Origin of the sequence: Gimesia algae (assembly GCF_007746795.1) — a bacterium.
In the GTDB taxonomy this organism is placed as follows: domain Bacteria; phylum Planctomycetota; class Planctomycetia; order Planctomycetales; family Planctomycetaceae; genus Gimesia; species Gimesia algae.
On sequence record NZ_CP036343.1, the window covers coordinates 1,211,659 to 1,237,780 of the forward strand.

The 26,122-nt window shown below is 48.3% G+C and carries 19 protein-coding genes; 9 read left to right on the forward strand and 10 right to left on the reverse strand.

Annotation, left to right across the window (positions count from 1 at the left end):
• Positions 1–169 precede the first annotated feature (169 nt).
• The 6 genes from Pan161_RS04545 to Pan161_RS04570 all read right to left on the reverse strand — a co-directional run bounded on the left by Pan161_RS04545 (position 170) and on the right by Pan161_RS04570 (position 8,463).
• On the reverse strand, positions 170–1,012 hold the full coding sequence (locus Pan161_RS04545; RefSeq protein ID WP_232103622.1) for a CheR family methyltransferase: 843 nt from the start codon (positions 1,010–1,012) through the stop codon (positions 170–172).
• 14 nt (positions 1,013–1,026) lie between these two features.
• The gene (locus Pan161_RS04550; RefSeq protein WP_145224443.1) at positions 1,027–2,073 is read right to left on the reverse strand and encodes a protein-glutamate methylesterase/protein-glutamine glutaminase; all 1,047 of its coding nucleotides are present in this window, start codon (positions 2,071–2,073) and stop codon (positions 1,027–1,029) included.
• Positions 2,070–2,438, reverse strand: coding sequence for a response regulator (locus tag Pan161_RS04555; protein ID WP_145224445.1), 369 nt, complete (start codon positions 2,436–2,438; stop codon positions 2,070–2,072). Before Pan161_RS04555 ends, Pan161_RS04550 begins: the two co-directional genes overlap by 4 nt.
• A gap of 324 nt (positions 2,439–2,762) precedes the next feature.
• Entirely contained in the window at positions 2,763–5,297 is a 2,535-nt protein-coding gene (locus Pan161_RS04560) for a methyl-accepting chemotaxis protein (protein ID WP_145224447.1), read from the reverse strand.
• 41 nt (positions 5,298–5,338) lie between these two features.
• Positions 5,339–5,809, reverse strand: coding sequence for a chemotaxis protein CheW (locus Pan161_RS04565; protein WP_145224449.1), 471 nt, complete (start codon positions 5,807–5,809; stop codon positions 5,339–5,341).
• Positions 5,806–8,463 (reverse strand): hybrid sensor histidine kinase/response regulator, encoded by a 2,658-nt coding sequence (locus Pan161_RS04570; protein WP_145224451.1) that lies wholly within the window; start codon positions 8,461–8,463, stop codon positions 5,806–5,808. Before Pan161_RS04570 ends, Pan161_RS04565 begins: the two co-directional genes overlap by 4 nt.
• Before the next feature lie 520 nt (positions 8,464–8,983).
• Here Pan161_RS04570 and gap point away from each other — a divergent pair.
• From gap to Pan161_RS04600, 6 genes are all read left to right on the forward strand, one after another.
• Positions 8,984–10,006: a type I glyceraldehyde-3-phosphate dehydrogenase gene (gene gap, locus Pan161_RS04575; protein ID WP_145224453.1), complete on the forward strand. Its 1,023-nt coding sequence runs from the start codon at positions 8,984–8,986 to the stop codon at positions 10,004–10,006.
• Positions 10,007–10,364: 358 nt separating this feature from the next.
• Entirely contained in the window at positions 10,365–11,069 is a 705-nt protein-coding gene (rpe, locus tag Pan161_RS04580; protein ID WP_145224455.1) for a ribulose-phosphate 3-epimerase, read from the forward strand.
• Between the two features lie 15 nt (positions 11,070–11,084).
• Entirely contained in the window at positions 11,085–11,759 is a 675-nt protein-coding gene (locus Pan161_RS04585) for a histidine phosphatase family protein (protein WP_145224457.1), read from the forward strand.
• A gap of 1 nt (position 11,760) precedes the next feature.
• Complete coding sequence (gene accD / locus Pan161_RS04590; protein WP_145224459.1) at positions 11,761–12,615, forward strand: acetyl-CoA carboxylase, carboxyltransferase subunit beta; 855 nt, start codon at positions 11,761–11,763, stop codon at positions 12,613–12,615.
• 492 nt (positions 12,616–13,107) lie between these two features.
• On the forward strand, positions 13,108–14,289 hold the full coding sequence (locus tag Pan161_RS04595; protein WP_197995691.1) for a serine/threonine protein kinase: 1,182 nt from the start codon (positions 13,108–13,110) through the stop codon (positions 14,287–14,289).
• Positions 14,290–14,367: 78 nt separating this feature from the next.
• Complete coding sequence (locus tag Pan161_RS04600) at positions 14,368–16,341, forward strand: ATP-dependent helicase (RefSeq protein ID WP_145224461.1); 1,974 nt, start codon at positions 14,368–14,370, stop codon at positions 16,339–16,341.
• 7 nt (positions 16,342–16,348) lie between these two features.
• On the opposite strand, the gene Pan161_RS04605 is transcribed toward Pan161_RS04600, so the two are convergent.
• Entirely contained in the window at positions 16,349–18,217 is a 1,869-nt protein-coding gene (locus Pan161_RS04605; RefSeq protein WP_145224462.1) for a chloride channel protein, read from the reverse strand.
• Positions 18,218–18,445: 228 nt separating this feature from the next.
• Here Pan161_RS04605 and tsaB point away from each other — a divergent pair, with 228 nt between their 5' ends.
• The 3 genes from tsaB to Pan161_RS04620 all read left to right on the forward strand — a co-directional run bounded on the left by tsaB (position 18,446) and on the right by Pan161_RS04620 (position 21,136).
• Positions 18,446–19,162: a tRNA (adenosine(37)-N6)-threonylcarbamoyltransferase complex dimerization subunit type 1 TsaB gene (gene tsaB, locus Pan161_RS04610; protein WP_145224463.1), complete on the forward strand. Its 717-nt coding sequence runs from the start codon at positions 18,446–18,448 to the stop codon at positions 19,160–19,162.
• A 363-nt stretch (positions 19,163–19,525) separates the two neighbouring features.
• Positions 19,526–19,849, forward strand: a complete 324-nt coding sequence (locus Pan161_RS04615) for a DUF6793 family protein (RefSeq protein ID WP_002648145.1) — start codon at positions 19,526–19,528, stop codon at positions 19,847–19,849.
• Between the two features lie 60 nt (positions 19,850–19,909).
• Positions 19,910–21,136, forward strand: coding sequence for an amidohydrolase family protein (locus tag Pan161_RS04620; RefSeq protein WP_145224464.1), 1,227 nt, complete (start codon positions 19,910–19,912; stop codon positions 21,134–21,136).
• A 225-nt stretch (positions 21,137–21,361) separates the two neighbouring features.
• Here Pan161_RS04620 and secD read toward each other — a convergent pair whose 3' ends face one another.
• From secD to tgt, 3 genes are all read right to left on the reverse strand, one after another.
• Positions 21,362–24,337 (reverse strand): protein translocase subunit SecD, encoded by a 2,976-nt coding sequence (gene secD / locus Pan161_RS04625; protein ID WP_145224465.1) that lies wholly within the window; start codon positions 24,335–24,337, stop codon positions 21,362–21,364.
• A 111-nt stretch (positions 24,338–24,448) separates the two neighbouring features.
• Positions 24,449–24,802 (reverse strand): preprotein translocase subunit YajC, encoded by a 354-nt coding sequence (yajC, locus tag Pan161_RS04630; protein ID WP_145224467.1) that lies wholly within the window; start codon positions 24,800–24,802, stop codon positions 24,449–24,451.
• A 192-nt stretch (positions 24,803–24,994) separates the two neighbouring features.
• A complete protein-coding gene (tgt, locus tag Pan161_RS04635) occupies positions 24,995–26,113 on the reverse strand; it encodes a tRNA guanosine(34) transglycosylase Tgt (RefSeq protein WP_145224470.1) in 1,119 nt (372 codons plus the stop codon).
• Between the last annotated feature and the right edge of the window lie 9 nt (positions 26,114–26,122).

The following is a 26,122-nucleotide window of genomic DNA, read 5'->3' on the forward strand; positions in this document are numbered from 1 at the left end:
TTAAGAAGCCAAAATCCCCATGCAATATTGATTTCTCTCATTTTTTTTCGCAATTTTGCGCTCTGAAAAGACAAAACCCGAAAAAGCAATCCAACCTGGAATTGATCTAACGGGTTCTGAAAATCGAATCTATTATTTCGGACACAGGCGGTCCCAACAGGTGAGCCTGCTACCGAGCGATCGGATTTGCCAGAGAATTACCGGCTAATTTGTAAATAGCAGATTGACACCCAGTCTGCTTGGTATATTTATCTGAGATCCCCAGTACTGTTTCAGCAGCCCCCAATAAGAGAGTGCCGCTGGAATTCAACTGGCTGCTCACGCGGTTTAGAATGTTTTTTTTCAATTCCGGTTTAAAATAAATCAGGACATTACGGCAGAACACGATATCAAATATTCCTAAATGCCTGAAATCTTCCAGGAGATTCAAATGCTTCCATTGAATTCCGGCCCCCAGTTCAGGTTTGATTTTCCAGCCCTGCTCGCATTGATCAAAATATTTCATCAGCAACTGTACGGGCAGACCACGCTGGACTTCAAATTGGGAGTAGACTCCTTCATGGGCTCGTTCAAGAGCTTTCTTACACAAATCCGTCGAAATGATTTGAATATTCCAGTCATTCAGTTCCGGATAATTCTCACGCAACAGCATCATGATGCTGTATGGTTCCTGACCATGAGAGCAGGCAGAACACCAGATTCGCAGCTTACGCGTCATTTTACGCTCAGCAATGAGTTCTGGTAATATGTTGGCCTTGAGTTCATCGAACGGGCGACGGTCACGGAAGAAAGACGATTCATTTGTCGTCATTGCTTCCATGATTTCCTTTTCCAGACTCGGATCTTTTTTTGATTTTAAACTCAAAACGAGATCTTGAATCCCATTCATACCATGAGTTTGTGCCAGAGGAATCAGGCGGGCTTCCAGCAGATACTCTTTATTCTCACCGAGAGAAAGACCTGTGGTTTCCAATAAAAATTTGGTTATGTAATTATAATCTTCTGGAGACACGAGATCACCACTTTCTATAAAGAACAGAGTCGGGCCAGTTCAGGAGCAATATTTCTGAGAGGTAAGACCTGGCTGGCCAGTCCTGCCTTGGCAATCGCGCCAGGCATTCCCCAGACAACGCTACTCTGCTCGTCTTGTGCGATAATATAACCTTTACGCTCACTGATTGATTCCGCTCCTTCGATACCATCATCCCCCATACCGGTCAGCATGACTGCCAGTACTGAGCTGCCATACCATTTGGCGGCAGAAGCGTATAATGGATTGACTGAAGGACGACAAAAATGTTCCTGGGCATCCTGATTTAGACGGATTACCATCCGGTCATCCTGTTTATCAATCACCATATGAAAATCACCAGGAGCAATATAAATATGGCCTCGTTCAATCAACGCCCCGTCTGTGGCTTCAGAAGTAGGACGTTTTGTTTCCCGTTCGATATGCTCAGCCAGGGTCCTCGTAAATACAGGTGGCATGTGCTGAGCAATCAGAATTGGTAACGAAAACTTCTCTGGTAATGCGGTCAACATGGTTTTGAGTGCATTCGGCCCACCAGTACTCGAACCAACCACCATCACCATCGGTGTTTTGGTCGGTCGTCGAACGGCTGACGTCTGAAAACGAGAGTGCTCCGACGGGGCTGTGCTATGTTTATTCACCAGCGCTTTAATGAGAGGCAACAGATCTCGGGCAACCTGCGCGATCGCTGCTGCCGCATTGGTGGCAACGGGCTTTGGTATGCACCCTGCTGCCCCCAGATCAAGTGCCTGGAGTGTGACCTCTGCCCCTGCACGGGTCAGAGAACTGGCCATGATTACCGGAAGATCCGGATAATTCTGTTTCAACTGTTTCAGACATGCGATCCCGTCCATGACAGGCATCTCAACATCCAGAACCACAACATCAGCCCGATTCGTCTTCAGCCAGGTGAGAGCAGACTGACCATGCATCGCAGAGCCCACTACTTTCACTTCCGCATCCAGATTAATCGCCTGTGTCATCAAGCCCCGTATCACAGCTGAGTCATCGACCAGCAGTACTTTGATAGTCGAATGGCTCACAGAACACCTGTCTCTTCCAGTTTGTCCCGAACAATGTCTTCGGTGAACGGCTTCATAATATACTCATTCGCACCGGCCTGCATGGCCTGCACGATTTGAGGCATATCGTTTTCTGTTGTGCACATCACCACAATGGGCTGCTTCTCACGTGCATCAGCTCGTAAAGCCTTCAGAAATTCCATCCCATCCATGATGGGCATGTTCCAGTCAAGCAGCACTGCATCCAGTTCTGGATTCGCACGCGCGACTTCCAGCGCCTGTTTTCCATCCTCTGCTTCCAGAACGTTCAATCCGAATGTCCCCATGATACGTCGCCCCACCAGTCTGACTGCGCGGGAATCGTCTACTAGTAATATTGTCTTCATTTCACCGGTCTCCCAGTATGTTAAAAAATAACTCTGTATTATTAAATTGACGCCAGACTCAGAGTGAACTGAACATGAGCACAGAACTCACTCTGCCCCTGACGTGAAATTAAACTGTCTGAAGGAAGTCTAGGACACGTTTAATGATGTGAAGCGAACAAAGCACAAAATCCTGAATTTTCCGTTACTTTGAGCGATATACCTCAATTGATTGTGTATCCATAAAAAAACCGCCAGGCTAAACCGATGTTTTAAAACACTTGTCTACCCTGGCGGTAATAACGATTTGATTATTTGAGCCCCTGAAAAGTCAGGCTCTGCGGATTAGACGGCTCGCATCCGTTTCAGGAACGCTGCAGCAGCCTCATCCAGTTTCACTGATTCCTGTGTCAATCCTTGAGCAGCAGCCAGCATGTCATTGGCAGCAGTACCACTGTCACTCGCTGCTTGAGAAACACCAGAGATGTTATTGGTCACCTCGGCTGTTCCACGAGCAGCTTCAGCCACATTACGGGAAATCTCATTGGTGGCAGCAGTCTGCTCTTCAACAGCACTGGCAATGGTCGTTGATATTTCATCAATCTTACGGATGCTCTCACCAATCGATCCGATTGCAGAAACAGCGATATTTGTTGATCCCTGGATGGCACCAATCTTTTCACTGATCTCTTCTGTAGCACGGGCAGTCTGGCGTGCCAGTTCTTTCACTTCATTAGCGACCACAGCAAATCCTTTACCGGCTTCACCGGCACGGGCTGCTTCGATGGTTGCATTCAAAGCCAGCAGGTTCGTCTGCTGAGCAATGGAGGTAATCACTTTCACGACCTGACCAATTTCAGTGCTGGCAACACCCAGCTGTTTAATTGTATCATTGGTACGATCTGCTTCTCCCACAGCCTGAGACGTCATGTGAGACTGCTCCTGAACGTGGCGTGAGATTTCGCTGATTGAGGCACTCAATTCTTCTGCAGCAGAAGAAACAGTCTCAACGTTTCGAGTTGCTTCTTCACTGGCAGCGGCGACCACTTGAGACTGTCGTGCCGTTTCATCCGACATATCTGACAGACTCTTGGAACTGGCCTGCATTTCGGTAGCGGATGAAGTCACAACACCGACAATGCCCTGAATTTCGGTCTCGAAATCATTTGCCATTTTAACCTGCTCTGTTACCACAGACCAGGAAACCATCGGACCAATATAATTGCCTTCTTTGTCCATAATTGCTGTTGCCAGCAGGTCCAGGGTTTCATCACCAACTTTAATCTTGGCACGGTGCGGCAGATTTGAAGGATCTGCCAGCATCCGTCGCTGCATTTCCGGATTCTTATGAAAAATGTCGATACTCTGACCAATCAACTGATCTACCGGTTTGGGAAGCAGGTGTTCGATCTCTTTCAACTGCTTGTAAGAAGCAGGATTCATGTAGACCATCTCGAAGTCTTTGTTCGCGAGCAGAACATTGATTGGAATATTGTCCATCATGTTCTGTACGCGAACCATATCATTTTCCGCTAGTTTTTTCGCTGTAATGTCTGATGCATATTTGACTACTTTAAACAGCTTGCCAGCTTTATTTCGAATGGGATTATAGGAAGCAGAAATCCAGACTTCCTTGCCTCCCTTGCCGATCCGCTTGTATTCAGCAACCTGGTTTATACCTGCATTCAGTTTTTCCCAGAATTCTTTGTATTCATTACTGAGCTGGTACTCAGGTTCGACAAACATTCTGTGATGCTGACCCTGAATTTCTTCCAGCGTATAGCCAACTGTTGCACAGAAATTGTGATTGGCAGTAATGATCGTACCATCCAAATTAAATTCGATGACTGCCTGGGCATCACTGATGGCTCCCAACTGTCCCGAATAATCACAATTAGCTTCTTCCAGCTTCACCTGCTCAGTTACATCTTCCCAGGTCAGGATGGTTCCAGCAGAAGCAAGCTGATTTATACTGATTTTAAGGGATCGATTTCCAAGAGGAGCCGTGATAGACGACTCTCCGGTTAATCCCGACAGAGCGGACTGCAGTTCCGGTAGTTTCAAAAACAACTGGCTGATCGAACCACCTACGAGCTTCTGTGGGCTGACGCCCAGATCAGTGCTCAGTTCCTGAAGGGTCTCCTGACCTTTACGATTCACATAGGTTACTGTTCCTTCCGTGTTCAGAAACAGAATGGCTTGAGGGCTGTGTTCCACAATACCATAAAACTGATCTGTATCCTGCGACTGTTCAGTAGCCGCGCTCTGTCCCGTATTCTGTACTGAATCAATCGACATATTACTCTTCTCCTTCGGATGGTTGATCTGTGACTCAGATCGTAAAGGTGGTTCTGAATTAGTTTGGTTGTCTTTCTCTGAAATCGATTGGTCTTCCACCAGGGAATCCACTTCTTCAAAGCTGGCTCCCACGGAGCCTGATACTGCCGTTGATTGAAGCTGCTTTGCGCGGCTTGAGTCTTTGGCACCTTCAATCATCGTTGTCGAAACTGCTTTGAGAGCCTGACGCCAGGCCTCTTCCAGCTCTTCACTCCATTGATCACCCGCATACTCTTCCAGCACACTGAGCAAAGTATCCGTTACCGGCGGGTAGTCATCCTCCTGGATGCCCATTTCGCCATGTTCTTTCCCCAGTTGATGTAATACTTTGGTCAGGGCAGGGGGGTTCTCGAGCGACTTGATAACCAGGACCAGTGCCTGAATCAGCTTCCCACGCTGTTCTGAAAAATCGGTATGCGTGAAATAGCGCAGCAGATCGGGATAATCTTCGAACAGCTTTTCATAAAACCGTTCGGCCAGCTGGTCTGCACGTGGTGCAACCAGTTCGAACGATTCTCGCAATGCAGTGACATTGAGATCCACAGGCAGGGCCCTTAATCAGTCAGCAGAAAAAAAATAAAACATCATTCAAAATTTAAAATCGTTTCTACATCCAAAATAACAAACAATCCTTCATCCAGCTGAAACACACCGATAGTCACCGATCGCCAGTGTGGATCCAGGGTTCGTGGTACCGGCTCCATGGATCGGCCTGACACATTGATGACATCGCCGACCTCATCAACCAGCAGACTGAAGGACTCTTCACCTACGCGGGTAACGACATTCATTGATCGATCATCTTCCAGATCGGGCAACCCCAGACGCCTGCGCAAGCTCACGGCTGTTACGATCTGACCTCGTAAATTCAACAGGCCTTTGATCTCTGCACGGGCTAAGGGAGTCGGTGAAATCATCTGTTCTGTCAACACTTCCTGAACCATATTGACAGGCATCCCCAGCAGTTGGCCATCGACGCGAAACGAGACATACTGACTCGAATAATCTAACTGTGACTCCATCCCGCTTCCTGAATCAGTAATTGCGGTGCTCATGCATTAACTCCCGTTTTATATTTCAACCGTGCAAAAGACTCATCCAGACAGGAAATCAGTTCATGCGAATTAAATTTCACCAGAAACTCATCAAAACCAGCTTCCCTGGCTTTCGCCTGATCTGCAGAACTGTTTGCTGACGTCAGTGCAATGACACTCAGCTCCTGAGTATTCTCGTTTGCTTTCAGCCATTCACAGAACTCAAAGCCATCCATCATAGGCAATTCCAGATCTGTAATGACGGTATGGAACCTGGAATCTTTCTCCAGGATTTCAACAGCGGCAACACAACTGTCACTGGTCACCACTGTGTACCCTTCCGTTTCCAGCGCCGTTGCCACCAGTTGCCTGAAGAACATCGAATCATCAACGACTAAAACTCGAAACGATGTTTTATCTTCAACTTTGCCAAACCAGTTCGGGGTTGAGCGGGTCACATAATATTGCGTATCAATCACATCGATCGCATTTTTACCTATGATGGCAGTCCCCAGTACACCAGGCCTGTCTGACTGCATCCGGATCACAAGCTGCTCATCAATAATGTCTTTGATCTCATTGACTATCAGACCCATCGAACGATTATTTTCGGAAAAGACGATGACGGGTTGCGGATCAACGGCTTCTCCACCGCTGTAACCCGCACCTTCAACCGAGAGCAGTGGCAACAGATTGTCGCGATATTGGACAACCTTGCGGTCACCGTTCAATTCAATACTTTCCAGAGGAAATTCTTCCAGTCGTGCGACCAGTGACAACGGAACAGCCATTGTCACTTCCTCTTTCACACCGAACAGCAACATACTGATGGTATCCCGGTCAGAACTGGTTGTTGTTTCTTCTGTAAGCGATTGAGAATGAGCTGAACTCCCACCACATTGGTTGAATATCCCCCCCACATCGAGAATCATTACAACACGGCCATCACCTAGAATTGTTGTTCCCTGGTAGAGTCCAATATTCTTCAACAGACGGCCCACCGGCTTGACCACGATTTCTTCGGTATCAAAGATTCGGGAAACAATCAGTCCGAACTGATCTTCACCCACCTGAACCACCACGATATTTGTGTCCTGCAGATCGTGATCTTCTGGAGCTTTCTCTTCCAGTTGCAGAACTTCATTCAGATGCACAAGAGGCAGCAGGCGATCTCGCAGGCGAAATACCTTTTTATTGTGAATCGTTTCAATTTTCTTGCAGTCTTCAGCAGAAAGTCGAACCAGTTCCACAACACCCAGCTGTGGGATGGCGAAAGGCTGTGAGCCGCTCTCCAGCACCAGTGCAGATATAATCGCCAGGGTCAATGGGATTTTTATCCTGACAGTCGTCCCTTTTCCCATTTGGGAAGCGAGATCTACTGTCCCCCCGATTTTTTCAATCTGAGTACGCACAACGTCCATGCCAACGCCACGTCCGGATATGGAACTGACCTGTTCTGCTGTTGAAAATCCTGCCTGAAAAATCATGGAAAACACATGACTGTCAGTCACATGAGGTACATCGACCTCTTTGATCAGTCCCTGGGAAACCGCCTTCTTCAAAACTCGCTCGCGGCTGATTCCGGCACCATCATCTTGAATCTCGATGATCACATGCCCGCCTTCATGGTATGCATTTAAATGAATCGTCCCCGATTCTGATTTACCGGCTGCTTTACGGACTTCAGGAGTCTCAATGCCGTGATCGGCAGAGTTTCTCACCATGTGAGTCAGGGGATCTTTAATTGCATCCAGTACGGTTCGGTCCAGCTCCGTCTCAGCACCTGTCATTACCAGTTCGATATGTTTACTGGTCACCTGAGTTAAATCACGTACCAGACGAGGAAGCTTGTTCCAGGCATTCCCGATCGGCTGCATACGTGTCTTCATTACGCCTTCCTGCAGATCAGTCGTCACGCGATTCAAATGAGTGATGGGGGCGGCGTATTTGGATTCCTCATCCCCCCGCGCCAGTTGCAATAGCTGATTGCGTGTCAGTACCAGCTCACCAACCAGATTCATCAGACTGTCAACTACATTTACATTCACGCGAATAGACAGGTCCGCCACACTCACTTTGGAAGTGCGGGCAGCTCCTTCTTCTGCTCCAGCTGCAGCGGGAGCCAATGGTTCCACAGATTCTGACAGTACCTCAGGGTGAGTTTCAACGATTTCAGTCAGATCTTGATCGCCGAGAGGTGCTTCATCTACCTGAGTTTCAACAGTGTTTACTTCGGTCTTCTCTGATTCAGGAGTAGCGGGGGGAGTCTGCTGAGGTGTTGGCGGTACTGGAGCAGTTGCCAGATTGGCCAGTTCGTCTAACATGAGCGTTAAAGACGAATGGTCTGTTTTGGGTTCCTCACCGGTTGCTTCCAGTCCCTGCAACAACTCTTTAATCCGGTCAATTGCTTCCAGAACCAGTGAGATGGCTCCCGGAGAGACTTCGAGCATTCGCTCGCGCATCTTTCCCAGAACATTTTCGGCGGAATGCGCGACTGCTCCGAGATTGGTGAGACCTAGAAAACCACAGGTTCCTTTTATAGTGTGGATCGTGCGAAAGATACTGGCAATCAGCTCAGCATTCTGGGGATCTTTCTCAAGCTCTACAATTTCCGAGTCTAATTGACCTAAATTCTCCCAGCTTTCTGCCAAAAACTCCTGCAGAATATCGTCCATCAGCCCGTCCTGGTGATTAGGGAACGTAATTGAAGTGTAAATAAGACTTAGGGGTGGAGAGCTAAATCAAATACCAGCAAGATCTTATCAACAAGCTTTTATGCAAGCTTCGTCCATATAATCCCCCTAATAGTACGTGATCTCCCCTTAAGCACTATCGTCATTTCTGCTTAAGCCCCTTGACCTCCTGTTATCCATAGAAGCAGAAGTGAGGGATATTCCCCATTAAATTTTGATTGCGATAATCACAGACGCACAGTGCGCACACCTTCTAATTGAGTGATCACTCCAATTGTATGGACAACAGATTAACGGTACGCGAAATACTTAAGTTTGTTGAATTATTAAGAAATCAAACCGGAGTCTGCGTTCGGTTGTGTGGCTGTCCAGAGACTATTACAATCCACCCCGACTGAAAGTTACCCGACAGCGGACAGAGGAGCTTATTGGAATCGTTCTCCAGGACCTCTGCCGTCAAATATACACATCTAATAATTCATTAAACGAAGGAGTAAGTCCTGTGGCTGCGGTAAAGGTTGGTATCAATGGTTTTGGGCGTATTGGGCGTATTACATTCAGAGCACTCGCTGCTCGTCCAGAAGAATTCGAAGTCGTTGCCATCAACGACCTCGGAGATCCCAAGAAACTGGCATGGTTGTTAAAATACGACAGTGTTCAGGGTCGATTCCCCGGAACTGTTGAGGTTGATGGAACTGATCTGATCGTCAATGGTAAAAAAGTGCGTGTCTGCGCGGAACGTGATCCCCGTGAGCTTCCCTGGAAAGAACTGGGAGTCGAAGTAGCCTTGGAATCTACCGGTTTCTTCACAAACCGTGAAGCAGACGGAAAACCAGGTTATGACAGCCACCTGACTGCAGGGGCTCGTAAAGTTGTCATTTCTGCACCTGCAAAAGATACACCAGACATGACTGTTGTTTTCGGTGTCAATGATGACCAGCTGACTTCTGAGCACATCTGTGTTTCAAACGCCAGCTGTACAACAAACTGCCTGGCTCCCATGGCCAAGGTCCTTCATGAAAACTTTGGCATTGAACACGGTTTAATGACCACCGTGCACGCTTACACTAACGACCAGCGTGTTTCAGACCAGCTGCACTCAGACCCACTGCGGGCACGAGCCGCTGCTTTGAATATCATTCCGACAACAACAGGTGCTGCAAAAGCAGTGGGCCTCGTCCTGCCAGACCTGAATGGCAAATTAACCGGTCTCAGCCTCCGCGTTCCAGTACCAGTAGGCAGTATTACTGACCTGGTTGTGAATCTGAGCAAAGATGTGACCGTAGAAGAAGTCAATGCAGTCATGAAAGCAGCTGCAGATGGACCGATGAAAGGCATTCTGGAGTACAACACTGATCCCATCGTTTCCAGTGATATCGTGGGCAATACCCACAGCTCCATCTTTGATGCCAGTTGGACGACTGTTATTGGTGGAAATATGCTCAAGGTCTTGAGCTGGTATGATAACGAATACGGTTATTCAAACCGGACTGCAGACATGATTGCCCGACTGGCACAACTATAAGCTATATCAGAGCTTGTCAAACACAAGCCTTGATTCAGTCCGACAAATTCAGCCGAGATGAGATCCATCTCGGCTGTTTTTCGAACCGACAAACAGATACACGCGAACACCTAATCCAACTTTCGACTAGACTCTGCCCAGTCAGATTGTCAAAATGTGACGTTTACAATTAAAGCCAGTCTCATTATTTAACTGATGATGAATTCAACGTACTGACTCCAGGCCGCATCCAGTTAAATCCTCACAACTTCAATCCGAGATCACATGGCTTGAGTACATGGGAAAATGCAGCAGTCAGACTGGATAATCACTCAGGTACTTGTTTTTGACTTTCGATCGTATATTATTTCTGGAATCTATGACTAACTCTGAACTTAAGCATAAATTGAATTCGAACTCTCCCGTGATCGCACCCTCGATGCTAAAGTGCGACTTCGGTAATCTGCATCGAGAAATCGAGCTGCTGCAAGCGGCTGGTGCTCATGTACTTCACTGGGATGTCATGGACGGACATTTTGTTCCCAATCTTTCCTATGGAGCACTGTTGATTGAACGAGTCCGCCCATTGACCAGTATGGTCTTTGATGCGCATTTGATGATCAGCCATCCGGAAAAATACATCGACGACTATATCAAAGCCGGCTGTGATTCCATCACCGTCCATATTGAAGCTGTCTCTGATCCGACTGAGATATTGAAACATCTGAATCAATCAGGCGTGCTTCCCGGATTGGCTATCAGCCCCAAAACTCCCTTGAAAGCTGTCGAGCCTTATCTGGATCAGTGCGGAACAGTCCTGCTGATGAGCGTGGAACCCGGGTTTGGCGGACAATCCTTTATCGAATCGAGCATACAGAAAATCAAACAACTGAAATCAATGATCTCCTCCGACACGATTCTCTCGATCGACGGCGGAATTGCCTTAGATACGATCGCTGAAACGGCCGGCGCAGGCGCCAATTATTTTGTTGTCGGAAGTGCGATCTTCGATCAGGCCGACTATTCTACAGCTGTCAGCGAACTGGCTGCCAAAGCCGGGAGTCAGACAGCTTCCTCAACTTAAAAGAGATACATAATAATGCCAACTGTGGTACTGATACGACCTGGTTGTACAGACTTTGATAAAGACGAACGAATACAAGGTACACTCGACCTTCCTCTGAACGCAAAAGGGGAAGAGCAGGTCAAAAATCTCGCTGCGCAGATCGAAAATTCCGGGATTGAAACAATTATCACATCCTCTTCAGAACCAGCCTTGTCAACCGCCGAACAGCTGGGGGAAAACCTGGGAATTCCCGTCAAGGAAAAAGAAGGGCTGAAAAACCTGAATCAGGGTCTCTGGCAGGGGCTGGAGTATGAGGAAGTTCGCCGGAAATACCCGAAACTGTTGAAACAATGGACGGAATCACCAGAAACGGTTTGTCCCCCTGAGGGAGAACTGGCCTCCGAAGCAGTGAAACGCGTCCAAAAAACACTACAGAAGTACCTGAAAAAGAAACAGAACTTTGCCATCGTGGCTTCTGAGCCTCTGGCAACCATTATTTCCTGCCTGTTACGAAATGAGAATAAAGGAAAAATTTCCTTTGAGCACAATGGGAAATTTTGCCAGAATGAAATGTTCGAAATTCTTGAATCGCCTCCCAAAAAAAGTGATTCAAAGCAGGTAAGTTCTGACGATCAAACTGAAAAGAAGGATTCCCCCCCAGGTCAAGGAAACCACACAGAGAAGTGGCGGTTCGAGGAGGCCAAATAAAATGAGTTCAGCTCCGAAATCTAATATTGATTCATGGTTAAGCCATTCTTCCCGCCCCAAACGGGGAGTGCCGGAAGGGCTCTGGCAACGCTGTCCCGCCTGTAATGCCACAGTTTTCTGTAAACAGGTCGAGCAGGGACTGGGGCTTTGCCCGGAATGTGACCACCATTTTTATATCTCCGCAGAGACCCGTATTCAACAACTGCTTGACCCGGACAGTTTTGAAGAATGGTTCCCGGACATCACCGCCGGTGACCCATTAGAATTTGCAGATAAAAATAAAACATACAAAGATCGGCTCGTGATTGAGCAGAAGAAAACGGGGATGAAAGACGCCTGTATCGTAGGGCGTGGCTACATGCGTGGTCGTCCCCTGGTGATTGGCATTACCGACTCTGCTTTCATTATGGGAAGCATGGGGTCCGTCGTAGGAGAAAAGCTGACACGGGCCATCGAACAGGCGACCGAACTGAAACTGCCTCTGATCATTATCAGTGGTTCCGGTGGTGGTGCGCGTATGCATGAGGGAATTTTCTCTCTGATGCAGATGGGTAAGGTTTCTGCCGCGCTGGGTCGCTATCATGAAAAGGGAGGGTTGTTTATCTCTGTATTAACCAATCCCACTATGGGAGGCGTGGCTGCCAGCTTTGCATCGCTGGGGGATATTGTGGTCGCAGAACCTGAAGCACTGATCGGATTCGCCGGACCGCGCGTCGTTGAGGCCACAATCAAAATGCCCCTGCCTGAAGGTTTCCAGACCAGTGAGTTTCTGCTCAAACATGGGTTCGTCGACCGAATTATTTCCAGACCCAAACTTCGCTCGGAACTGGCACGTCTGATCGACTATTGTGCCTGATCTCATAAAGCAGGAAATACGACGCCACCAACGGCATAGAAATACAGGGTTTTCTTCAACAGTAATATTTGAAGCTTTGCCTGGCAGCACTTTGCGTATTACCTCAAAGACACTTATACTAGTGGAGTGTCATTTTAAAAATTTGGGTTGATAGATATCACGAGAGTGCGACAACGGAGCACGTAAACAACACCCCCCGACCCTCAATTTGTAGCTTGACAAAGCACTAGAGCGCATCATATTTAACCATAGCATCTCTCAATCTATTATACTCGGTTCAAACGGCTCTGGAAACGCTATAGTAAAACTGGATACAGTCTAGAGCGCATCACATTTAACCCAGCGTCTCTCAATCTATTATATTCGGTCCAAATAGCTCTGGAGAGGCTACAGTAAAACTGCACATAGTCAAATGGTATTGGGCCGGTTACTATTCTTCTGAGCCCGGGATAAACCTGGTCCTGAATTCACTCTTTGCCTGCTGGTGAATACATGAACTTCTTAAAGCGTTTCTTTTCGAAAGAGTCCCGCCAGCCGCGGGTCAACATCAAGCAACGTTTTGAACTGATCGGTCGTGTCGGGCAGGGGAGCATGTCTAAAGTCTGGCGCGCCCGTGATCTCAATTCTGGTAGAACTGTCGCACTCAAGGTTCTTCATAAACAGAAAACCGAAGAACTTGAGGCAAGATTCGTCGGGTTAGACAAACCCAAAGAAGGCGACATTGCGGTACAGTTTCAGCATCCACATATCGTCAAAACATTTGAGCATGGGCTGACTACCGATGGTGAGCAGTTTCTCGTCATGGAGTTCATCGAAGGCTATAGCCTCAGCTTTCTTGTAGAAGCACAAAACGAGGACATGCGGACTAATTGCCTGAAATACATGATCCAGCTCGGCGAAGCCATCCAGTATTTCCATACCGAAAACTGGATCCATCGCGACATCTGCCCTCGCAATATCATGGTCGATAATGAGCAGCAGCTCAAATTAATCGATTTTGGCCTCGTGGTCCCCAATACACCACCTTTTTTACAACCTGGTAACCGGACTGGTACTGCAGCTTATATGGCGCCTGAGTTGATCAAGCGACAGAAGACCAGCCAGAAAATTGATATTTTTTCCTATGCGGTCACCTGCTACGAAATGCTCACCAAACGCCTCCCCTGGAAAGCAGCAGAAACAATGGAAGCGGTATTGCAGCATATCAATTCACCACCAAAACCAATTCAGGAACTTCTGCCAGGAATCAATCCCATTTTAGCAGATGCGATCATGAAAGGGCTTGAGCTTTATCCGCAGGATCGCTGGCAGACAATTGATGAGATGCTGGCGCCGTTCAAAGAAGTCTATCAGTCACAGAAAACGGCTGTCTCACAGCAGAAAACTGAAACCACGATAAGTTCAACTCCCAGCCCTACATCTACAGTGCCCGGTAAAAAAAGAGCGAAGCAGAAATCAGATCCGAGTTCGAAACGGCCGCGTTCTTCGCAAAAATCAGGCAAAACTCCAGAGCAGCATCTCCGTCGCAGAAAACAGAAACCGCCGATGGAAGGAACTTCTGAATCTCCTGAAAGCCAGCCACAGCCTGGTTGTTCTTCTGCAAAAGAACAACCTGCAGCCAGAAAGAATAAATCCTCACGGCCCAAACCAGGCAATCCCGATGAAAGTCACTAAATTCGCTCAACTGTAATGGAGCATCTTACGATGAGATAATTTTCGCTCCTGTATTTTCACGACTGTTGATTAAGTTACATGACCCTGACTACCAGCCCGAACCAATCGAATCACCTGGCCTCTCTCAATCCGGCGCAGCGTGAAGCTGCTTCCACTCTTTCCGGGCCGCTTCTGGTGTTAGCGGGTGCAGGTACCGGGAAAACCAGAGTCATCACCTATCGCATGGTGGAACTCATCCGTAATGGAATTGCACCTGATAAAATTCTCTCTGTGACATTTACTAACAAAGCAGCGAAAGAAATGCAGCAACGTATGGCAGCTCTGCTGGGCAAAAGACTGCCTGCCAAGCCATTCATTTCCACGTTCCACTCGCTCTGTGTCCGGATTCTGAGGGAAGAAATCTCTCTGTTGGGTTATCCTGAGAAATTCGTCATCTATGATCGAGGCGATCAGGAGTCAGCAGCCAGAACCGCGCTCCGGGAAATCCGGGTCAATGACAAAAGTCTGCGGCCCGGGGATCTGCTCAACAGAATCAGTAACTGGAAAATGGCAAATGTATCCCCTGAAGACGCTACCAATTATACCGAAAATGATTTCGACTTCCTGGCAGCCATGGCCTATCGAAAATATCAGACCAAGCTGCGTTCCAGTGGGGCAGTAGACTTTGATGATTTACTGATGCTCACAAATCAGCTCTTTTCAGAACATCCGGAAGTCCTCGTACGGGTTCAGACAAAATTTGATTATGTTCAGATCGACGAATATCAGGACACCAATCTTTCCCAGTTCAGCCTGATCCGTGCTCTGGTGAAACCACATCAGAATCTGTGTGTGGTCGGCGATGATGATCAGTCGATTTATGGATGGCGCGGTGCCGAAGTAAAGCATATTCTTGGATTCCAGCAACAGTTCCCGGGAGCCAAAGTAGTCCGACTCGAAAACAATTACCGCTGCACGGACAAAATCATTGAACTGGCAAACCGCCTGGTAGCCCATAATCGGGATCGGCATAAAAAACACCTGATTGCCCACAAAAAAATGGGTGCGCCTGTACGCTTTCTTGAGCTGGCAGACGAATTAACAGAAGCCGAAAAGATCATCGGTGAAATCAGATATCTGAACGAAGCTCAGGACATCCCTTTACGCGACTTTGCCATCCTGTTTCGAACCAATGAACAGCCCCGGGTCTTCGAGACAGAATTACGCCGTACCAGTGTTCGCTACCAGTTGATTGGCAGTCAGTCATTTTTTGATCGTCGAGAAATCCGCGATCTGCTAGCATACCTGAAAGCACTTGCCTTTCCGCACGATGAACTTTCCATGCTGCGAATCATCAATACGCCCACACGCGGTATCGGCAGCAGTACGGTTGAGAAATTAGTGAATCAGTCCGTCAAAGCCGGAAACCGCTTCTGGGAGATGGTCGAATCCGCTCAGCTGACGAATGATCTGAGTGCCCGCGCAAGCAGCGCACTGAATGGATTTCATGACCTGCTGAAACGATATCGGGCCCGGCTCGAACAGTCTCCACGCGATCTTTCTCGAATCATGCACGATCTGATCAAGGAAATCGACTACGAAGGAGAAATCAAAAAACAGTATAAGACCTCAGAACAACAGCAGGCACGCATTGTCGTTCTCGAACAGTTCATCGAATCAATCAATGAATACTGTCGGCGTTCGAGTGATCCATCCCCGACTGGTTTTCTGGAAGAAACCGCGTTGGGCGATCGTGATGACCTCAATGAAAAAGAAGACCAGCTCGCCCAGGACGCCGTCAAACTCATGACGCTCCACAGTGCCAAAGGGCTGGAATTTCCCCGTGTTTATCTCGTAGGAATGGAAGAGGGACTGCTGCCACACAAACGCTCAGTCGAAGGTACCGATGCGGAAATCGCAGAAGAAAGGCGAATCGCATATGTAGGAATTACCCGAGCTCAGGACTACCTCACTCTCAGCCGTGCAGCGACGCGAACCAAATGGGGTAAGAAGCAGCCCACCCTCCCGTCACGCTTTCTGTTTGAAATGCGTAACACCGATGGGGAAGAGTAACACTGCTTTACCCCTCACTCTCTTCCCCCGCACGTTTATGCTTCATCAACTGCTGATTGTAATAACCAATCGTCTCTTTACGATTCAGCATTCCCAGCAGGATGCCGGAGTCTTCCTGATCAACCACCGGCAAAGCTTCCACATTAATCGCAGTAAACCGCTGCATTACCGTATTCAAATCATCATCCGGTCTGACCTTCACAAAATTGGACTGCATGATATCTCGTGCTAATGCCAGCTTCCAGATGGTCTCATCATACAGATAAGCGCGGACATCATCCTCGGAAAAGATGCCGATAATGCGTCCCTCATCATCCACAACGGGGAAATAATGCTGCTGAGTTCCCGCCAGAGAGTGCACAATTTCATCGAGCGTTTTCGACTGATGAATTAATTGAATCTTTCTGCCTGGATCAAAAACATCTGACACGTGGCTCCCTTCCAGCACATCAATCAGGAAATCACCTCGATGTGCCGGTGAATCGAGTCGACTGGGGTACTGCTTCTGATAAAGATGGACCTTCTGACACAGCACAAAGCAGAGTGTAGAAGACAGCATCGTAGGTAACAGCAGAGAATAGTTGCCCGTGATTTCTGAGACCATGATGATCGTTGAAATGGGGGCATGAGCGGCCCCGGAAAAAAATCCTGCCATCCCGACCAGCCCGTAGGCTTCCGGCTGTGTGACCATTTCCGGCCACAAATCCTGCAGTATACGACCGGTTGCTGTTCCGACGCAGCCACCAATCACCATCGAAGGTCCAAACACCCCACCTGAACCTCCCGAGCCGATCGTCAGTGATGTCGTAAATACTTTGACAACGGCGACCGTCAATAACAGGGGGACACTGATCTTTGCGGCGGAAGTTAATGCATCCTGCAATATTCCATAACCTGTCGACATCACTGACAATGCCTGCAGATCTTTATTAAATAGATAATACATGCCGATCCCTACGATACCTGTCAAAAAGGCACCGATCGCAGGCTTGAACATCGGCTTGATTGGAATTGCTTTGAAGATCCGGTTCGTCCCATAAAATGTCTTTACATAAAACATGGCAGCCAGACTCAGGATGACTGACAGAATGGTATAGGGGATCAGCTCGAAGTGTGAGTCAACGGTATGATGCAGGCCATCACCAAACAAAGGAATAAACTGCAGTTCCTGTGGGAGTGACATACAATAGACCGAATAAGCAATGATCGAGGACATCGCAGCGGGAACAATGACATCCGATTCAAAATCAGCATTGCTGTACATGATCTCCGCAGCAAATAACGCGCCTGCCAGTGGAGCACGGAAGATAGCACCGATTCCCGCACCGACGCCCGCCGCCAGCATGATCCGACGATCTCGCGCGGACAGTTTTAAGACTGTCGCCACCCATGACCCAAAACCCGCACCGATCTGGGCAATTGGCCCCTCACGCCCGGCAGAACCGCCTGTTCCCAAAGTCAATGCAGAGGCAATCGTCTTCACAATCGGAACGCGGGGTAATATCAGCCCCCGCTTGTTATGAAATGCATCAATGGCCGCGTCGGTTCCGTGTCCTTCTGCCTCGGGAGCAATATTATAAACAATGATTCCTGACGCCAGACCACCTAAGGTAATCACTCCCAGCATCCACCAGGGAGAAAAGGCGACTTCATTTTTTTCTGACTCGTAGATTGAATGCTCGCCTACCGTCTGGGGGTGGTCAAACCCAGCGATCGCAACCAGAGTATTATGTTGGACGACCTGAATTAATACATCGAAGACAATTCCACCCAGACCCGCCACAATACCAATCAGGCAGGAAAGCACAAACCATTTGCCACTGGTCTTCAGATCAAAAGAAGTTAGTAGCGCACCCAGTTTCTTAAAATAATCCATTTCGATTTTTACAGTCTGATTGTGGAAGATTAATCTGTACGTCGGCAGCCAGAGGGAGAGTTCCAGCTACTAATAAAGCGGCGGGCTTACTGTTTCGACCTGCTTCTGCTGCAGTCGCGGATTAATTCTGACCGCTTGACTTGGAAGCATTTCAGGAGTTTGTCATAATCTGATACTCGGTTGTAACGGATCTGTCCCATTTTTTCGATGTATTTTGTTTGAGTCCGCGTGGAAAATTCTGAGTTTTATTTAGGCATTGAGTCTTCGGGGCTCTCCGGATCCGTAGCAATCTATCGCCCTGGTCAGCAAATCACCCAGATTGAGCTTCCGCAACAAGGTCGAAAACACGCACAAACCCTGGTCGCAGAAGTCAAAAATCTCCTTGAGCAACTTAATATCACTGCCCGACAAATTACAGGTGTAGGAGTTAGTCGCGGTCCTGGTAGCTTTACCGGTTTAAGAATCGGCATAACATTCGCCAAAACTTTTGGATATGTGACTGGCTGTCCCGTACTCGGCATTGATACGTTCGAAGCCATCGCGTTGAAAAGCCCCTCTGAGATCACGGAAACCTGGGTCATCTCCAATGCGCAGCGGGGAGACCTGTTTGTCGGCAAGTACCTGAAAATCGGGGAACGACACTGGCAGAACACTTCAGAAATCGAGCTGCGCGGTATCGAAGAATTTGGTATTTCACTGCAATCCAGCGATACCGTTTCCGGGCCGGGAATCACTCTGTTACCAGATGATTTACCGTCTGACCCCCGCCTGTTGCAAACGGAATTCCGCACACCGCATGCGGCTGAAGTCGCGGAAATCACAGCAAGAATGATGCAGGAACACGCAGCAAAGCATTCCCCTCGGAATGAAGTCTGGAATCTGGTTCCCTTTTATCTCAGAAAAAGTGCGGCAGAAGAAAAGTGGGACGCACAACAGAATAGTTGAGCTATACCTCATCTCATCAGAGCCTGTTGATCAATGCATTTGCCGCCAGCCCCGGTATTCCATCGAGTCCACCAGACTCTTCAATCTGGTTTCATGCCGCCTCTTTGTTCCGCTTTAAAGGTCGACTGGAATTCATGTTAAATGAAATTCCTTCATAATACGGGATTTTTGTTTTTCTTGAAACATTTCCCAGAAGACACTCTCCCCGGGAATCCTGCTTGGCTATAATAAAGCTCACGGAAATGTTCGATTTCAGACTCCTGAGTTTATGTATGAACTGTCACGACTATTTCGAAAGAGTCCTGTCGTTCGATGTCGTTCGTCAGATTATCACTTTTCCATTCTTCAGACTGGAGTTGAATTATGGCTCTTTATGAGATTGAAACAAACGCACATATCATGGTGGGTTGGGCAAATACTCAAGAGGAAGCGGAAAATGCTGCTCAGGAAAATTATCCTGAAGACGAGATCTTAAGAGTCACTCGACGTCCCCGCGACATGTGGGTGATTTCAAAACGCCTGCTCGGAATAGAAGGGCATACAGAACCTTGCGATATGGCACGCGAATGCCTGTTCCGCGCTTCCGGTGACAAAGTCCACGCCATTCGCCTCTATATGCGTGACACCGGTGCTGATCTCCACGAAGCACAACTGGCAATTGAGACTAATATGTCAGTCGGCTGGTAAGCCAGATCGTATCCCTGCCATTGAGACCACCCACCGCAGAAACGGAATGACTTCAGTCCGATGATTATACAAGGAACTCTCGTCAGTTCTTCAGGAACTTCTCACAGCCAGATCCGCCTCGAAGGAAACCAGATTGTCGAGACAGGCTCAAACCTGGGCAAAGCGGACTACTCTTTTTCCGATGACTGCCTGGTTTTTGCCGGCATGGGTGATATTCACATTCATGCCCGCGATGATGTCGGTGAGTCACAAATCTACAAAGAGGATTTCTGTACCGCCGCTGCAGCCGCTATCAATGGCGGTGTTGTGCACGCAGCTGACATGCCTAACAATCCGGTTCCCCCTATTACCGACGAAAGCTACCACGACAAACTCAAACATCTGGAACAGCGGAATCCTGCTATCCATTTTACTCTCTATGCAGGTATTGGCCCCGGAACCAGGCCACTTTCATTTGCAGTGCCGTACAAAGCCTATATGGGCCCGAGCGTAGGTGATCTGTTTTTCAGAACACTGGAACAACTGGATGAAACCCTGTCACACTACCGAGGTTGTAATGTCAGCTTCCACTGTGAAGATCCGATCCTGCTGGACGAGCACGCCAACGCTGCCACACACGAAGCGCGCAGACCTGCTGAATGCGAAATTTCTGCCACGCGATTCGCTTTGCAGATGATCGAGAAATATGAACTCCGCGGCAAGCTCTGCCACTATTCCGTCGGGGAGGGGCTGCCTCTGATTCGCGAGGCCCGCAGCCGTGGAGTGAAAGTCACCTGTGAAGTGACACCCCACCACCTCTATTTTGATCAGTCTGATCTGACCGATGAGAATCGAGGAAAGATGCAGATGAATCCGCCATTGCGAACTGTCTCAGATCGCAAAGCCATGCTGGCTGCATTACGTGATGGGACTCTGGATTACCTCGCCACTGATCATGCACCTCATACTCTGGATGAAAACGAGCAGGGGATTTCAGGGCAGCCGCATCTGGATACCTATGGGGCGTTTGTGACCTGGCTGATTCTGGACCAGAAATTCACTCCAGAACAGGCAGCACTATTCTGCTCGGAAAACCCGGGCGACTTTGTGAACCCTTATGTTTCACCGAAAAAATTTGGACGAATTGAAGCAGGCTATACTGCCAGCCTGACAGTGCTCAATCTGAGGCAGCCGGTTACTATCAAACGGGAAGACATGCAGACCAAATGTGGCTGGTCTCCCTTTGAAGGAATTACGTTCCCGGGCTCGATCGAAGCCGTCTTCATCGAAGGCAAACGGGTCCGCTAAGCATTACGTATATAACGATTGCTGCTGTTTCCAATAGCTGTATCGCACGCATTCAACCATAGCGTCTCTCAGTCTTATATACTCGGTCCAAATAGACCTGGAGACGCTATAGTAAACTTGGGCACACAGGCTAAGAACGACATGATCTGATCGAAACCCGCACCACGAAAAAAGGGGCTCACCCGAATCAGGTAAACCCCTTATTATGCATGTCAATTCTAACCGTCAGTTGCTCACACTGGCACGCTTCTGATTTTGTTCAGTTGCCCGAGCTGTTGCACTACCAGGTCGATTCATCAACCAGAGCAGAACCGGGCTGGCAATAAAGATTGAACTGTAAGTACCGACAATTACCCCCAGTACCAGACAATATGCAAACCCATGAATTCCCTCACCACCGATGGCATACAGAATCAGAACCACAATCAATGTGGTAAACGATGTCAACAGGGTACGGGACAGGGTCTGGTTCAAACTTTCATTCACCATGTTGGTCGTCAAGGCGGGGTTCTTTCCGCGTACTTCACGAATCCGGTCAAAGACCACAATCGTATCATTCAATGAATAACCAACGATTGTCAGAAACGCAGCGATCATCGGCAGATTGATTTTGAAATCATTCAAGCCCAGGATCGGCCCCAGGGCAGAGTTGCTGAGATAAGCTCCCAAGGCAACCATTCCCAGCACAACCAGCACATCATGCACCAGAGCGGCGACTGCAGCCAGACCGAAGGTAATCCGCTGGAAGCGGAACCAGATGTAAGCCACAATCGCAATCAGGCTGATCAGCATCGCCATGAGGGCAGATTCTTGCATCTCACTGGCCACAGAGCTGTCGAAACTGTTCACTTCATCCAGAATCGCAGTTGTCTCCATGACATCCTGCATGGCTGCCAATGCAGTCTTCAAATCTGCCTCCAGCAGATCCGGGCCGGCCTGCATGGACATTTTCTTGAACCGTTTATCTGCTTCCTCTGCTTTGTCGACCGCAATGCCCTGCAGTTGAAACTCAGGAATCCGGTCATATTTATCAGATCCGTCGGCATTTTTGATGTCTGCAATAGCTTCTTTCAGATAGTTATCAATGGTGGAAGTTTTCAGTTCGCCACTGAAAGTCAAAGCGACTTCGGTTCCACCGGGCGAGTCCTCACTTCCTGCCAGTTTTTTAACGTCACCATAATCCATGGTCACTTTTCGCAACTTATGAGCATCGTCGCTGAAGGAAGTATTTAATTTTTTACGAATTGTATTAGTTGCCGTAGTATCGTTATCTCCCTCATCTGCATCATTTAACGTCGTCCGCAGACGGAAGAATCGACCTTCAGAAGCAGGGTCGTTCGAAAGCTCCAGTTGTTCAAGCGTCAGACTGTTCCCAAATTCATCCTGCAGGAGTCCCCGAACATCATCAATTTCCTGTTTGTCTTCAAACTCAAAAGTGACCATGGTTCCACCAGTAAAATCAATATCCAGATTTTCCTGGCCACGGGTCACTACAACAATCAATCCGATTAGAATCAAAGCGCCTGAGAAAAAGGCAGCAACCTTTTTCTTTCCAATAAAATCGAGGCTGGTCGTACCGACAATGCTCATCATCTTCAAATCGCTGATCCAGCGTTTCCGTTCGAAGATATCGAAAATCAACCGTCCCACATACAGAGCGGTGAACATGCTCATCACAATCCCGATGAATAAAGTAACTGCGAAGCCGCGTACCTGATCGGTTCCGATGATATAGAGCACTACTGCAACGATCAGCGTTGTCAGGTTGGCGTCAACAATTGTGGTGAAAGCTCGGGAAAAACCGTTATTGATGGCCATTCTCAAGCTGGAACCACGGGCTTTTTCTTCCCTGATTCGCTCGAAGATCAACACATTCGCATCAACGGCCATACCGATCGTTAATACCAGACCAGCTAAACCAGGCAGGGTAAATGTCGCATCAATGAACGACATGCAGCCCATCACCAGCAGCAGGTTCAGCGTCAGACAGATGTTCGCCACGACCCCCGCAAACCGATAATAAATCAGCATGAAGACAATCACTGCGAAAGCAGCAATCAGAATTGCCTGTTTCCCTTTTTCCTGCACATCACTTCCCAGCAGCGGGCTGATGGAGAACTCAGAAACAGGTTCTGGCTTCAAAGGTACTTCCAGAGCCCCGGCATTCAAAACATTAAGAAGTTCGTTCACTTCTTTCTGATTAAAACTACCGGAGATAATCCCTTCAGTACTGATCGTATCCTTAATACTGGGAGCCGATTGAACTTTACCATCCAACAGAACAGCCAGATGCCGCTCAAATCCGTCCTTACTGGGACGATTTAAAGAAGTCAGCTGACCGAAGAGGCTTCCGCCTTTTGCGTTAAATACAAACCGAACAGCAGGACCACCGTTCTGGTCAGTCGTCTGACTGGCGCGTACCAGATATTTCCCGGTCACACGCCGATCTTCATTGGGTTCAATCAGAATCAGAACTTCTTCACCCTGAGTACCATCTTCGCGGGTAAACGGACGGGCTACGATCTGGTCTACGCCTTCGTAATTGTCATCGCCTTTGACTTCACGCCAGCTGGCAATCACCCGTCCTTCTTTGTCACGAATATCTTTTTTCTCAGGATTCTCCAAAGCTCGCGCAACAGCTTCCGCGTGGGCACGGTCTCTGCGGTTGGCAACAATCGCGAACTCCAGGCTTCCCAGCCGGGTAATCAGTGATTTGATTCTCTGAACATCTTCCGAATCCGCACCGGGAACGATGACTTCAATTCGATTCTGACCGACTTTGCGAACGGTAACTTCTTCCGTACCCGAGGGATTGATACGTCGGCCAATAGCACCAACCATCTGATCCATCACTTCGTTAGAGAGCTCTTTCTCACTCCTTGATTCATCAACCTCGAAGACCATGTTCGAACCACCGGCAAGGTCAATCCCCAAGCGAATAGCATCACGCCAGTTGTGCCCGTGAGTCACTTGCCAGATAAAAGGAGTCGCGGCAACCACAGCAGTGAACAGGACCAGTCCAATTTTTTTCCCGTAGTCCTTCATTTTGAGTGCGCGGGCAATCACTACCCCCAACACGAAAGGCAGAATGAAGACGGCAAAAATAACTAAAAAGATAGTCATGCCGGAAATACTTGATGGCGCCTTTTCAGTCACTTCCGCAGCCAGAAGACCTGCTGTGTGAAATTCAATCCCTGTCATTCATTTAGTCCTGAAACGATACTGTTTTATTCGGGCCGATTCATTCGGCGCTAGAGAATTAAGCTGGCTGCTTCGAGCCAGATACTGACGGTCTGTTCGATATACTGGAAACTAACTCGTAGTCTCTTTGTTTTCTACCTGATAGAGCCCCTGAATCGCACTGCGGCGGACCTTGAGTTTCGAATTATCATCGATTTTCAAAGTTACTTCCTGCTCTTTCTCTGCGATGTTGGCGATCGTGCCAATGATTCCGCCGATCGTCACCACCCGATCATTTTTCTTCAGTTGACCTAAGGTCGCCTCACGTTTTGCCCGTTCTTTCTGCTGAGGGCGAAACATGATGAAGTAGAAAAAAATCACGATGGCGATCAAAGGCAGAAACGTCACAAGGGGAGAAGCAGCTGGTCCTTCTTTCACCGGTGCGTCTTGTGCAAATAAATAAAGGGTCGCAAGTAAAATGTTCATTAAGTTCTCTTCCAGTGGATGCTGGATTCACTTCATAAATTAACTGATTGTCTGTACTTAGGAGAAACCTAATTCCTGCCGGGCTCTGCAGTCCGCTGTTGTTTCACAGTCAGAAAACTGCCGCCGCATAGAATAATTTGGCCCAAACCTAAACAATTTCAGGAGTTATCCTGAAATAAAGTAAGCTGTATCTTAGAAAGATGCGTTCCAGCGGGCAAGGTGAACCGCCCGAAACTCCTCAACTTGATCATTGAGAATTGCCTGACGCAGATCTCGCACCAGTTTCTGGTAAAATGCGATATTATGCAGAGAAATTAAAATGGGGCCCAGCATCTCCCGAGACATGAATAAATGCCTCAAATAAGCCCGGCTGTAATCCCGCGAACCAGGAGAATCAATCTCAGGGTCCAGCGGACTGGGGTCACGAGCATGTTTCTGATTTCGCAAGTTGACCCGTCCCTGGCTGGTAAACGCCATCCCGTTTCTGCCATTTCGGGTAGGCATCACACAATCAAACAGGTCAACCCCTCTGATAATAGACTCAATCAAGTCTGAAGGACGTCCCACCCCCATCAGATAACGGGGCTTTTCGACAGGCAGCATTGGAGTGGTAAAATCAAGCGTGGAGTACATATCCTCAGGTTTTTCTCCGACACTCAACCCGCCAATCGCGTAACCCGGAAACTCCAGAGGCAGTAAACCCTCTGCTGAACGTTCCCGCATTTTCTGATCCGTCCCCCCCTGAACAATTCCAAACAGTGCCTGGTCATCACGTTTCTGTGCATCACGACAGCGGGCAGCCCATTTTGTAGTACGGTCAACTGCGTCCTGCATTTTTTCCGGTGGTACATCATGCGGCGGACATTCATCCAGGCACATAATGCAGTCAGCTCCCAGTTGCTCCTGGATTTTCACCGCTTTTTCAGGCGAAAGTTCAAACAGACTTCCATCGATATGCGAACGAAAGACAACCTGCTGATCATTCATTTTCGTCAGCTGTGCCAGACTGAATACCTGAAAACCACCACTGTCCGTCAGAATGGGCCCGTCCCAGTTCATGAATTCATGCAGCCCCCCCATCTCAGCAACAATGTCTGCCCCTGGACGCAGAGCTAAATGATACGTATTCGCTAATACCTGCTGAGTTCCCACCTGTTTTAACTGTTCCGGCAGCAATCCTTTGACCGATGCCAGGGTACCCACGGGCATAAAAGCAGGGGTATCCACAATTCCGTGGGGAGTATGCCACCGCCCCGCACGGGCCGAGGTTTTAGAATCCGTATGGAGCAGTTCAAAATGAAAATGAGACACGGGAGTATT

Bases quoted from the DNA above. Each gene is read 5' to 3' on its own strand.
- Pan161_RS04600 (WP_145224461.1), top strand. From the start codon at position 14,368: ATGACCCTGACTACCAGCCCGAACCAATCGAATCACCTGGCCTCTCTC.
- rpe (WP_145224455.1), top strand. From the start codon at position 10,365: ATGACTAACTCTGAACTTAAGCATAAATTGAATTCGAACTCTCCCGTG.
- accD (WP_145224459.1), top strand. From the start codon at position 11,761: ATGAGTTCAGCTCCGAAATCTAATATTGATTCATGGTTAAGCCATTCT.
- Pan161_RS04565 (WP_145224449.1), bottom strand. From the start codon at position 5,809: ATGAGCACCGCAATTACTGATTCAGGAAGCGGGATGGAGTCACAGTTA.
- yajC (WP_145224467.1), bottom strand. From the start codon at position 24,802: ATGAACATTTTACTTGCGACCCTTTATTTATTTGCACAAGACGCACCG.
- Pan161_RS04595 (WP_197995691.1), top strand. From the start codon at position 13,108: ATGAACTTCTTAAAGCGTTTCTTTTCGAAAGAGTCCCGCCAGCCGCGG.
- Pan161_RS04570 (WP_145224451.1), bottom strand. From the start codon at position 8,463: ATGGACGATATTCTGCAGGAGTTTTTGGCAGAAAGCTGGGAGAATTTA.
- Pan161_RS04605 (WP_145224462.1), bottom strand. From the start codon at position 18,217: ATGGATTATTTTAAGAAACTGGGTGCGCTACTAACTTCTTTTGATCTG.
- secD (WP_145224465.1), bottom strand. From the start codon at position 24,337: ATGACAGGGATTGAATTTCACACAGCAGGTCTTCTGGCTGCGGAAGTG.
- Pan161_RS04620 (WP_145224464.1), top strand. From the start codon at position 19,910: ATGATTATACAAGGAACTCTCGTCAGTTCTTCAGGAACTTCTCACAGC.
- Pan161_RS04585 (WP_145224457.1), top strand. From the start codon at position 11,085: ATGCCAACTGTGGTACTGATACGACCTGGTTGTACAGACTTTGATAAA.
- Pan161_RS04555 (WP_145224445.1), bottom strand. From the start codon at position 2,438: ATGAAGACAATATTACTAGTAGACGATTCCCGCGCAGTCAGACTGGTG.
- Pan161_RS04615 (WP_002648145.1), top strand. From the start codon at position 19,526: ATGGCTCTTTATGAGATTGAAACAAACGCACATATCATGGTGGGTTGG.